10 protein-coding genes are annotated in these 11,484 nt (G+C 67.0%); 4 read left to right on the top strand and 6 right to left on the bottom strand.

Translation table 11 applies throughout. From position 1 onward, the window contains the following. Positions 1-59 precede the first annotated feature (59 nt). The 3 genes from LG334_RS14445 to LG334_RS14435 form a co-directional block, all read right to left on the bottom strand. Positions 60-1,016: a L,D-transpeptidase family protein gene (locus LG334_RS14445; RefSeq protein ID WP_404379084.1), complete on the bottom strand. Its 957-nt coding sequence runs from the start codon at positions 1,014-1,016 to the stop codon at positions 60-62. 195 nt (positions 1,017-1,211) lie between these two features. After that, positions 1,212-2,273 carry a sodium:calcium antiporter gene (locus tag LG334_RS14440; RefSeq protein WP_404379083.1) on the bottom strand — a complete coding sequence of 354 codons (1,062 nt, stop codon included), beginning with the start codon at positions 2,271-2,273 and terminating at the stop codon, positions 1,212-1,214. A 209-nt stretch (positions 2,274-2,482) separates the two neighbouring features. Further along, positions 2,483-3,007: a SixA phosphatase family protein gene (locus LG334_RS14435; RefSeq protein WP_404379082.1), complete on the bottom strand. Its 525-nt coding sequence runs from the start codon at positions 3,005-3,007 to the stop codon at positions 2,483-2,485. Positions 3,008-3,119: 112 nt separating this feature from the next. Here LG334_RS14435 and LG334_RS14430 point away from each other — a divergent pair, with 112 nt between their 5' ends. The 3 genes from LG334_RS14430 (at position 3,120) to LG334_RS14420 (ending at position 7,500) form a co-directional block, all read left to right on the top strand. Continuing rightward, positions 3,120-5,291 carry an RNA degradosome polyphosphate kinase gene (locus tag LG334_RS14430; RefSeq protein ID WP_404379081.1) on the top strand — a complete coding sequence of 724 codons (2,172 nt, stop codon included), beginning with the start codon at positions 3,120-3,122 and terminating at the stop codon, positions 5,289-5,291. Positions 5,292-5,311: 20 nt separating this feature from the next. Then, entirely contained in the window at positions 5,312-6,901 is a 1,590-nt protein-coding gene (locus tag LG334_RS14425) for a Ppx/GppA family phosphatase (RefSeq protein WP_404379079.1), read from the top strand. 173 nt (positions 6,902-7,074) lie between these two features. Continuing rightward, positions 7,075-7,500 carry a hypothetical protein gene (locus tag LG334_RS14420; protein ID WP_404379077.1) on the top strand — a complete coding sequence of 142 codons (426 nt, stop codon included), beginning with the start codon at positions 7,075-7,077 and terminating at the stop codon, positions 7,498-7,500. A 105-nt stretch (positions 7,501-7,605) separates the two neighbouring features. Here LG334_RS14420 and LG334_RS14415 read toward each other — a convergent pair whose 3' ends face one another. Genes LG334_RS14415 through rnd form a run of 3 tightly spaced genes read right to left on the bottom strand, consistent with a single transcriptional unit; the run spans position 7,606 to position 9,281 of the window. Further along, positions 7,606-7,797 (bottom strand): PIN domain-containing protein, encoded by a 192-nt coding sequence (locus LG334_RS14415; RefSeq protein WP_404379075.1) that lies wholly within the window; start codon positions 7,795-7,797, stop codon positions 7,606-7,608. Between the two features lie 15 nt (positions 7,798-7,812). After that, positions 7,813-8,049, bottom strand: a complete 237-nt coding sequence (locus tag LG334_RS14410; protein WP_404379074.1) for a hypothetical protein — start codon at positions 8,047-8,049, stop codon at positions 7,813-7,815. Positions 8,050-8,105: 56 nt separating this feature from the next. Next, a complete protein-coding gene (gene rnd, locus LG334_RS14405; RefSeq protein WP_404379072.1) occupies positions 8,106-9,281 on the bottom strand; it encodes a ribonuclease D in 1,176 nt (391 codons plus the stop codon). Positions 9,282-9,496: 215 nt separating this feature from the next. Between rnd and aspS the strand changes: the two genes are divergently transcribed. Next, positions 9,497-11,326 (top strand): aspartate--tRNA ligase, encoded by a 1,830-nt coding sequence (gene aspS / locus LG334_RS14400; protein WP_404379070.1) that lies wholly within the window; start codon positions 9,497-9,499, stop codon positions 11,324-11,326. Positions 11,327-11,484: the final 158 nt, after the last annotated feature.

Genomic DNA, 11,484 nt, shown 5'->3' with positions numbered 1-11,484 from the left:
CGGCCGGATGCTGGTCCGGCCGTGGCAAAAGCTATCGATGTCAGCGCCTTGTCGGGACTTCAGCGCGCAGCCGTCTGTGCGGCCTGGCCGACGGCCACGGGATACCCGCGCTCCTCCAGCGCAACCTTCTCCACCGCTTCCCAGTTGATGCGGATGCTTTCGGGCGCGGCGGCAACCACGTCGTTGATGATGTCCTGCGTCAGGCCGGGGCGGGGGCGGTCCTCGTCGCGGGCCTCCAGCGCATTCCAGCCGTCCAGGGTCGGATGGACCTCCAGCCACAGGCGGCCGTCGTCGTAGGCGACGGAGTGACGCTTGGTCAGCGATTCGACCGGCAGGCCGACGTCCACCTTCTCGAAGACGGACTCCACGTCCCAGGGATACATGCGGATGCAGCCCGACGAGACGCGCCGGCCCACGCCTTCCGGCAGGTTGGTGCCGTGGATCAGGTAGGCCGGCCAGCCGAGGTACATGGCCCGCGTGCCCAGCGGGTTGTCGGGGCCGGCGGGGACCATGGCGGGCAGGTGCGGCTTGCGCTTGCGGATGTTCTCGGTCGGATACCAGTTGGGGTTCTTCTTCTTCCGCACGATCTTGGTTTCGCCCGTGGGCGTCTCCAGCCCCTCGGCACCGATGCCGATGGGATAGCTGTTGACCGTGCCGTCCTCGCGGAAATGGAACAGCCGCATGGCCCCCAGGCTGATGAGCACGCCCTTTTCCATGCCCTTGGGGGCGATGTGCACCGACGGCACGATGATCTCCCGCCCCACCTCGGGCAGCCAGGGCTCCACATCGGGGTTGGCCGCGCGCATCTCCAGGAAGCCAAGCCCCTTTTCCTGCGCGATGGTGTGCAGGGTGTCACCCTTCTTCACCGTGTAGGTGGTGACCAGGCGTTCCTCTCCATCGGCGGCGTGGGCGACCGAGGCGCCGCCCGCGATCCCCAGCAGACCGGAAAGGCCGGGCACGACGGCGAGGGCGGCGGCGGAAAGGGCCAGAGCGGTGAAGGCGCGGCGGGTAATCATCGGGTCGCATGTCCTTAGATCGTCACCGGAAGCGCGGGCGCGCCTCCGAAAATGTCTGTGCCCTATAAATGAGGCGCGATGACGGCGGTTCCAGGTTGACCGGACATTAGCGCAGGCAGCGCCCCACCGCCACGGCCACTTCCACGGACACGGGAAGGTCACGGGCGACCCGCAACCGGTCTGCCCCGAAAAATATCATCCGCCGCCGAACAGCGCCACGGCTCCGCCCAGGTAGAGGCCAAGGATCAGCAGGCTTTCCACCGACCAGCCGCGCCGCCGAGGCTTTTCCTCGCTCGCTTTTCCGCGCTCGCGCAGCATGGCGAGCATTACCAGCACCACCAGCATGATGGTCAGGGCAAACAGGAAATCCGCCGGCCCCGTTATGGTGGCGTAGATGGAGCCCTCGCGATAGGCGATGTCGGCCAGCGCCAGGAACAGCACGTCGAAGCAGTTGCCGCCCAGGATGTCGCCGACGGCCAGTGCCAGCGCCCGCTGGCGCACGGCGGCCAGCACCGTCACCAACTCGGGCATGGAGGTGGAGACGGCGGTGAACAGACCGCCGACCGCCGTTTCCGACAGGCCGGTCTTGGCGACCAGGGCAATGCCGCTCTGCCCGATGCCGTAACCCCCTGCGGCCGTGATGGCGGCGAAGACGGCGAACCGCAGCCACAGGGCTGTCAGCGAGTGGCGATGCTGCCCGCCCTGTTCGCGGGCCTCGTCGCGGGCCCAGCGGACCTCGTCGTCCTGAGGCGTGATGGTCTCCGCCCGCACGCTGCGCAGCACGAAAAGCCCCGCGGCGTAGGCGACCACCAGCAGCGGCGAGACCGGGCTGATGCCGTAGAGGCTGTAGTGCGGCAGGAACAGCGCCATGGGCGGGATGGTCAGCAGCGCGATCTGCAGCAGGCCCTGGTAGAGGGCCGAGGGCGTGTCGCTGTTTCCCAGCACGTCGACGCGCCGGAAGGCCAGGTCGGCGATGGCGAGAAAGGCCGTCTGCACGGCGATGCCGCCGATGGTGTTGGAGACCGCCAGTTCCGGCGAGCCGCTTGCGGCGGCGGTGACCGACGTGGCGATGCCCGAGAGCGAGGTGGAGACGCCGATGAACACCGCCCCCATGAGGGTGCCGCCGAGCCGGGTGCGCTCCGCCAGCGAGTCGGCGACCTTCACCATGAAGGTTCCGGTGACGCCCACGACGATCGCGAGCCCGAGGAACAGGCCAGCGAGAAGGGGCAGGGAGAGGGAGGACACCAGCGGCTGCATGACCGCTTAACGCGCGGGAGGCAGGTTGCGCTTGCCCCGGGGCAAGCGTCGACTTGCCGAACTACCACCCGTTGCCGGTGTATGCTATGAGGGCAGAGGCCGGTGTGGTGAACCGCCGCGCGAACGAGCGTTTAAGGTCGCCGGCGCCGTATCTCCGTGAGGCTTTGATCGTCCGTCGGAGGACTTCGCCGCACCGGTCGCTAGCGGCCTCAGTTCTCCAGATCCTTCGGCCGCACCACGGCGCGCAGGCGGCACAGACCGCTTTCCAGGTCGACCCATTCGTCCACCGGCGCGGTCAGTGTGACCAGCGTGCCCGTCGGGTACTTGGCGCGAAGGTCGGCGAGACCGGCCACGGTGTCCGGCACCTCCTTCTCCGTCAGGCCCGTCGCCAGCTTGTGCAGACCGGGGTTGTGCCCGATGAGCATGACCGACTCGATATCGGTCGGCAGCTCCTTGAGGCGCTTGAGCAGATTGGCGGCAGTGGCCTCGTACAGGCGGCGCTCGTACAGCACGGGCACGCCGTCGAGGACCTCGACGATGTGGTCCAGCGTCTGGCGCGTTCGGCGGGCGGCGCTGCACAGCACCAGGTCCGGGCGGACGGCGTGGGCGGCGATGTGGCGGGCCACCAGCGGCCCGGCCCGTTCTCCCCGCTCGTTCAACGGGCGGTCGAAGTCGTCCAGCTCCGGGAAATCCCAGCTCGACTTCAGGTGCCGCAGGAGGAATATCCGTTTCATGTTTATGAATTTGCCCCAAGGCGTTGCGATACGGCTCGGGGCATAGTGTATATATGAGCGTACGCCGTCTGTCGAAGACGGCAACGTTACACCCGTCAAAAATCCCGCGCCGATGGAACAGCCCATGACGACTGCCGAACGGACCGCCGAAACCCCGGAATTCCAAGCGATCACGCTGGACAGCAAGGAACGCTTCATCAATCGGGAGTTGTCCTGGCTGGCCTTCAATTTCCGCGTCATGGAAGAAGCGTACAACGAGCGGCACCCGCTGCTGGAGCGTCTGCGCTTCCTGTCCATCTCGGCGTCGAACCTGGACGAGTTCTACATGGTCCGAGTCGCGGGCCTGAAGGGACAGCTGCACGCGGGCGTGAAGACCACCAGCCAGGACGGCCTGACGCCCGCCCAGCAGTTGGAGCGCATCAACGAAGAGGCGCGGCGCCTGATGGACCAGCAGGCCGCCTGCTGGCGCCACCTGCGGGAGCTTCTGCGCCACGACAGCATCAACGTCATCGACAAGGAAGACCTGACGCCCGACGACCGGAAGTGGCTGGAACAGCACTTCATGGAGCGCATCTTCCCGATTCTCACGCCGCTGGCCATCGACCCGGCGCACCCGTTCCCCTTCCTGCCCAACCTGGCGCACGCCGTGGTGCTGCACCTGACCCGGCTGGAGGACGGCGAGTCGTTGCGCGCCCTGATCCCGATGCCGACCCAGGTGGACCGCTTCATCCGGCTGGAGGGGCCGGAGGTGCGGTTCCTGGCGCTGGAGGAGGTCGTGGGCCTGTTCCTCGACAAGCTGTTCCCCGGCTTCAAGGTGGTGCAGGGCGGCCACTTCCGCGTCATCCGCGACAGCGAGATGGAAATCGACGAAGAGGCGCAGGACCTGGTGCAGTCCTTCGAGTCGGCGCTGAAGCGCCGCCGCCGCGGCCACTGCATCCGCCTGACCATGAACGTCGACATGCCCGAGGACCTGTTCCAGCTGGTGTGCAGCGAGCTTGAGGTGGAGGACGAGGACGTCTTCCGCATCGACGGCCTGATCGGCATGGCCGACACCAAGGCCCTGATCACCGACGAGCGCCCCGACCTTCAGTTCGTGCCCTACAACGCCCGGTTCCCCGAGCGCATCCGGGATTTCGGCGGCGACTGCTTCGCGGCCATCAAGAAGAAGGACATCGTCGTCCACCACCCGTTCGAGAGCTTCGACGTGGTGGTGCAGTTCCTGCGCCAGGCGGCGCGGGACCCCAACGTCATGTCCATCAAGCAGACGCTCTACCGCACGTCGAAGAACAGCCCCATCGTCAAGGCGCTGATCGAGGCCGCCGAGATGGGCAAGTCCGTCACCGCCATGGTGGAACTGAAGGCCCGCTTCGACGAGGAAGCCAACATCCAGTGGGCGCGCGACCTGGAGCGCGCCGGCGTCTCGGTGGTCTACGGCTTCATGGACCTGAAGACCCACGCCAAGATCAGCCTGGTGGTTCGGAAAGAGGGGCAGGAACTGCGCTCCTACGTGCACTACGGCACGGGCAACTACCACCCGATCACGGCAAAGATTTACACCGACCTGTCCTATTTCACCTGCGATCCGGCGCTGGGGCGCGACGCGGCGAAGGCGTTCAACTTCATGACCGGCTACGCCAAGCCCGACCGCCTGGAAAAGCTGTCGCTGGCGCCGCTGGGCCTGCGCGACCAGTTGATCGACATGATCGATCAGGAGGCCGAGCATGCCAAGGCGGGCCGTCCCGCGACGGTCTGGGCCAAGATGAACAGCCTGGTCGATCCCAAGGTGATCGATGCCCTCTACCGCGCCAGCCAGGCCGGTGCCCATGTGGAACTGGTGATCCGCGGCATCTGCTGCCTGCGTCCGGGCGTTCCGGGGCTGTCGGAGAACATCCGTGTGAAGTCCATCGTCGGCCGGTTCCTGGAGCACTCGCGCATTGCCTGCTTCGGCAACGGGCACGCAATGCCCTCGCGCCACGCGAAGATCTACATCTCGTCGGCCGACTGGATGCCGCGCAACCTGATCAGCCGGGTGGAGGCCTTCGTGCCCATCGAGAACCCGACCGTGCACGCCCAGATCCTGGAGCAGATCATGGTCGCCAACCTGAAGGACGAGGCGCAGAGCTGGTATCTCAGCGAGGACGGCGCCTACAATCGCGTGCCGCAGCGCGACGATGCCTTCAGTGCCCACACCTACTTCATGACCAACCCCAGCCTTTCCGGCCGGGGCAGCGCCATGCAGCACGAGCGCAAGCCCATTCCCAAGCTGGCCCTGAAGAACCGCTGATGACGGGAGAGCAGGCCACCGTGAGCAACGACAAGGACGCCCCGGCCCGCCGCGACAAGACCGCCCGCAGCATCGACCCGATCACGGGGAAGCGCCTCCAGCCGCTCGGGCGGGCGGCGGAGGGCGGCATGTTCGTCCGGCGACGCCGGCCGGTGGGCATCGTCGACATCGGCTCCAACTCCGTCCGTCTGGTGGTCTACGACGGCCTGACGCGCACGCCGGTGCCGCTGTTCAACGAAAAGGCCGTCTGCGCCCTGGGATCGGGCCTCGAGCGATCGGGCCGCCTGAACCCCGAGGGCGTGACCATGGCGCTCGCCGCCGTGGAGCGTTTCGTGCACCTGGCCCGAGCCATGGACGTGGACACGCTCGACGTGCTGGCGACGGCGGCGGCGCGCGATGCCGCCGACGGTCCGGAGTTCATCGCCCGGCTGGAGGAGCGGTGCGGCGTGAAGGTCCGCCTGCTGTCCGGCGAGGAAGAGGCCCGCAACGCCGCCCTCGGCGTGTTGTGCAGCATCCCTGACGCCGACGGCATGGTGGCCGACCTGGGCGGCGGGTCGCTGGAACTGGTGATGGTGGAGAACCACCGCTTCGGCGACTTCACCAGCATGCCCCTGGGCGTGCTGCGCCTGCAGGATCATTCCGGGGGCGACCGCGACAAGGCCGTCGGCATCATCGACGGCCACCTCGCCGCGCTGGGCTGGCTGGGGCAGGGGCGCGGCCGCAGCCTGTATGCCGTCGGCGGGGCCTGGCGCACCATTGCCCGCATCTGCATCGAGCAGATGGACTATCCGCTGCACGTGCTGGACAACTTCACCCTGCCGGCTGGTGATGCCACCGGCCTGCTGGACCTGATTGCCCGCCAGTCTCGCAAGTCGCTGGAAAAGATTCCCGGCGTGTCCAAGCGTCGACTGCCGACGCTGCCCATGGCGGCGGTGGCCTTGCAGCGGCTGATCGAGGTGGTGGAGCCGTCGGAGCTGGTGTTCTCCGTTTACGGCATGCGCGAGGGCCAGTTCTTCCAGAACCTGCCGCCGGCGGTGCGTGACGAGGACCCGCTTATTTCCGCCTGTGCCGACCTGGCGCTGGCGGCGGGACGCTTCACCCAGCATGCGCGCGAGCTGATGGACTGGATGAGCCCCCTGTTTCCGGAGGAAAGCGCACAGCTTCAGCGCCTGCGGCTGGCCGCCTGCCTGTTGGGCGACATCTTCTGGTCCGAACACCCGGACTATCGGGCGGAACAGGGCCTGCTGAAGGTGCTGCGCCTGCCGTTCATGGGGCTGTCCCACACCGACCGTGCCGCGCTCGCCCTGGCCGTCTATTTCCGCTACGCCTCCAGCAGCGACCAGCCCTACGCCCGCCAGGCCGCCGCCATGCTGGACGAGGAGCGGGTCAAGCGGGTGCGCATCATCGGCAATGCGCTGCGGCTCGGCCATACCATCTCGGGCGGGGCGCCGGGCCTCCTGGAGCGCACCCGCCTGCGTTGGACGCCCGGTCGCCTGACGCTGGACGTCCCGGCGGGAGACCCCTTGTTTTCTGGGGATGCTTCGGTTCGGCGCTTCGAGAAACTTGCCGCCATGCTCGGAGTACCTGACTATGCAGTCGTTCCTGTGTAACCAGGGGTAGAGACTGGCGGGATTCGTCTTTTTTATGTTCCCTTGATATTGGCGTTTACATGGTCGTCCCGCTGCAACCCGGCGGGTGAGGCGGCGTTCGTCCCTATGACTGACGGCATTCATGACATTGATCGGCGCCTGCCGCCGCCCCGCCGATCCAGGAGGACGCCACCATGAGCGAATTCGACACCCAGGCGCTGGTGAAGAACATCGATCCGCGGTTCCGCCAGCAGGAAACCATGGAATACAACCGCATGGTCCAGCAGGCGGAAGTATTCCGAAAGGCGGGCGTTTCCGGCAAGGCCGCGCAGGAAGAGCGCTTCGACCAGGCCGCCCGCATGATCGCGGCATCGATCTACGTCATCGCCCGCGACCTGAAACTGCCGCCCGGCGACATCGGGATCATCGCCGGCCACGCGACGGGCTTCTTCGTCGGCGCTTCCAGCCCGGCGGACGAGGACACGCGGGAACAGGTCAAGGCCGTGTTCTCGCAGGCCCTGGACCAGGCCAACGACGACAAGCCGCGCAGCATGGTCATGATGGCCGATATGGTGGAAAGCGGCATGCAGATCATGCGCCGGTACCGCGACGGCGCGTGAGCAGCGGGACAAGGCGACCGGAAAACCGCCGCCGCTGAAGTCGAGGGAAGTCGAATAAAAGCGCCGCTCCGGAGGGTTCCGGGGCGGCGTTTCATGTGCGGAATTTCAGGTGGGCAGGGCCGGGCGGATGTCTGTGCGGCTGAAGTCGTTGAGCCCTGCGACCACCATGCGAGCTTCCGCCACAGTGACGGGGCTGACCAGAACGGTGTCGTTGTCCCAGAGGCACTCAAGCATCGCACCGCGCTCGGGCTCGGCCGCAACGATCGCGATGAACGCCGAGGTGTCGACGGCGATCATTTCGGCAGCCCGAGGTCATCCCACCACGGCCTCATACTGCTGTTCCGGCGGCAGAGGTTCGATGGCGTCGATTTCCTTGACGATTCTTTCCAGGCGCGCCCGCCGTGCTTTCGGCGTGTTCTCCTTGCCCCCGCGAATGGAAAGCTGCGTGTCCAGCGCGTCCTCCAGGGCGGACTCTTCGTCCAACCCCTTCAGTCGCGCCAGGCGTTCGATCTTTTCGCGAATGCGTGCGTTGTCCGTCTGGAAGCCCATGGCCGTCGATCCGAAGCGGTGCTCACCACACAGTATAGGGCACCCGCCGCCCGGCGTCAGCCCTCGGCGTTCTCCGCCGTCTTCCCCACCGGGCGCGCCACGACGGCCTCTCCTTCCAGGGCCAGGGCCAGTTCGCCGCGCTTGAGCTTCAGCGCGTCCTCGCCGAACAGCTCGCGGCGCCAGCCGTGCAGGGCGGCGACGGGGGCTTCGTCGTCCAGGGCGATCAGCTCCAGGTCGTCCATGTTGGCGACCAGCTTCTGCGCCACGTCGTTCTCCTCGCAGCGCATCTTTAGCAGCACCTTGAGAAGATCGATCGCCGGACCGGCGCCCGGCGGCAGTTCGCGCCGGGGGGCCATGTGCGGCGCCTCGGCCTCGGGCACCGCCTTGCCGCGTTCAACCGCTTCCAGGATTTCCTTGCCGAGGCGGCCTTCCGCCGTGTTGCGCGTGAGGGCGCGGACGCGGGCCAGTTCCTCCACCGATTTCGGGCCGTGGGCGGCGATTTCCAGGATCGCTTCGTCCTTCAGCACGCGCTGGCGGGGCATGTCCTTGGTCTGGGCCTCGCGTTCGCGCCACGCCGCCACCTCCTTGAGCACCGCCAGGAAGCGCGGGCTCTTGGTGCGCGGCTTCATGCGCTGCCAGGCGGTGTCGGGGTCGAAGGTGTACTTCTCGGGCGCCACCAGGGCGTCCATTTCCTCGGTCAGCCAGTGGGCGCGGCCGGTCTTTTCCAGGCGCTTGCGCAGCTTGTCGTAGACCACGCGCAGGTGGGTGACGTCGGCCAGCGCGTAGTGCAGCTGCTTTTCCGTCAGTGGGCGGCGGCCCCAGTCGGTGAAGCGCATGGACTTGTCGATGCGCGCCTTGGCCAGCTTTGTCGCCAGCGTCTCGTAGCCCACGGAATCGCCGAAGCCGCAGACCATGGCGGCGATCTGCGTGTCGAACAGCGGCCTGGGGAAGGCGCCCATGGCCCGGTAGAAGATTTCCAGGTCCTGGCGCGCGGCGTGGAAGACCTTCAGCACGCTTTCATTGCGCATGAGGTCGAACAGCGGCGTCAGGTCCATGCCTGGGGCCAGCGGGTCGATGCACCACGCTTCATCGGGACCGGCCACCTGGATCAGGCACAGGCCCGGCCAATAGGTGCGGTCGCGCATGAACTCGGTGTCGACGGTGATGTACTCGGCCTTCGACAGGCGGTCGCAAAGGGCGCGGAGGGCGTCGGAATCGGCGATCAGGGTCATGGGTTCTGCTTTTACTCCCGCCGGGCCGCGCGGGCAAGATCATTGGCGAAGGCGCACACACCCCGGCGGCCGGCGCCGGTCCGCCAAGCCGCGCTTGACAAACGCCGCCGTTCGGTGTGCTTTCGCCTCCCAAAGCCCACCTGTTCGCCGCCCCGGACGCGCGCGCCCGCGCGGTGCGGCGTCTGACCATTTCCGCGAAAGCCCGAGGGACTGTCATGCATCAATTCCGTAGCCATACCTGCAACGACTTGCGGGCCGCCAACGCCGGCGAGACCGTGCGGCTGTCGGGATGGGTGCACCGCAAGCGCGACCACGGCAACCTGCTGTTCATCGACCTGCGCGACCACCACGGCGTCACGCAGACGGTGTGCGACACCTCCAACGCCCATTTCGAGGCCCTGACGGACCTGCGCGTGGAAAGCGTGGTGACCATCACCGGCAAGGTCGTCATGCGCAGTGACGAGACCAAGAACCCGCGCCTGTCCACCGGCGACATCGAGGTTCAGGTGCAGGACATGGAAATCCAGTCCTCGGCAGAGGTCCTGCCCATGCAGGTGGCCGGCGACCAGGATTATTCCGAGGAAATGCGCCTGCGCTACCGCTACATCGACCTGCGGCGCGAGAAGCTTCACCGCAACATCATGCTGCGCAGCCAGGTCATCAGCTACCTGCGCAAGGCCATGATCGACCAGGGCTTCACCGAATTCCAGACGCCGATCCTGACCGCCTCGTCCCCCGAGGGCGCGCGCGACTTCCTGGTGCCGTCCCGCCTGCACCCCGGTCAGTTCTACGCCCTGCCGCAGGCGCCGCAGCAGTTCAAGCAGCTGCTCATGGTGGCGGGCTTCGACCGCTATTTCCAGATCGCGCCCTGCTTCCGCGACGAGGACAGCCGCGCCGACCGCAGCCCGGGCGAGTTCTACCAGCTCGATTTCGAGATGAGCTTCGTCACCCAGGAAGACGTGTTCGACGCCATCGAGCCCGTGCTGGCCGGCCTGTTCAACGAGTTCGGCGAGGGGCGGAAGGTCACTGACAGCCCGTTCCCGCGCATCCCCTATGACGAGGCAATGCTGAAGTACGGCTCCGACAAGCCGGACCTGCGCAACCCGCTCATTATCCAGGACGTGACCGAGGCCTTCCGCGGGTCGAACTTTGGCATCTTCGCCAAGCAGATCGAGAAGGGCGCCATCGTCCGCGCCATCCCGGCGCCGGGCGGGGCCAGCCAGCCGCGCAGCTGGTTCGACAAGCTGAACGACTGGGCGCGCGAGAACGGCGCCGGCGGTCTGGGCTACATCCAGTTCGCCGAGGCCGGCCCCAAGGGCCCCATCGCCAAGAACCTGGACGACGAGCGCGTCGCCTCGATCAAGGAGACCTGCGGCCTGAAGGACGGCGACGCCGTGTTCTTCGCCTGCGACAAGCCGCTGAAGGCCGCCAAGTTCGCCGGCCTGGTGCGCACCAAGGTCGCCAACGAGCTGGACCTGCTGGAGAAGGACGTCTACCGCTTCTGCTGGACGGTGGACTTCCCCATGTTCGAGCTGAACGAGGACACCGGCGAGATCGAGTTCAGCCACAACCCGTTCTCCATGCCGCAGGGCGGGCTGGAAGCGCTGAACTCCATGGACCCGCTGGAGATCAAGGCGTTCCAGTACGACATCGTCTGTAACGGCGTTGAACTGTCCTCGGGCGCCATCCGTAACCACCGTCCGGACATCATGTACCGTGCCTTCGAGATCGCCGGCTACGGCCCGGAGGTCGTGGAGGAGCGGTTCGGCGGCATGCTCAACGCCTTCAAGTACGGCGCCCCGCCGCACGGCGGCTCCGCGCCCGGCATCGACCGCATGGTCATGCTGCTGGCCGACGAGCCCAACATCCGCGAGGTCATCACCTTCCCCATGAACGGCCAGGCGCAGGACCTGATGATGAATGCGCCGTCGGAAGTGTCGGAAAAGCAGCTCCGCGAGCTTCACATCCAGGTGAAGAAGCCCAAGGAGATCAAGACCAAGGCTACCACCGATGCACAGGAGGCTCCCGAAAAGAGCGACTCCTGACGCCCGAGCGGCGGTTAGACTGGACCCGGCTGCGGCCGGTCGAAGGGCGGGGCGCGCGGCCGATGGGTCGCGCGCCTTGTTCGTTGGGGGCGGGTTGCCTAAATCGGGGGGAACGGGGCCCGAACCGCGGTCGTTGGATCGCCACATTCGGGCGTTTG

This window comes from Caenispirillum salinarum (assembly GCF_044803115.1).
In the GTDB taxonomy this organism is placed as follows: Bacteria; Pseudomonadota; Alphaproteobacteria; order Rhodospirillales; family Rhodospirillaceae; genus Caenispirillum; species Caenispirillum salinarum_A.
The sequence above is the reverse complement of the archived record's forward strand: the minus strand, read 5'-3'. Positions and strand labels throughout refer to the sequence as shown.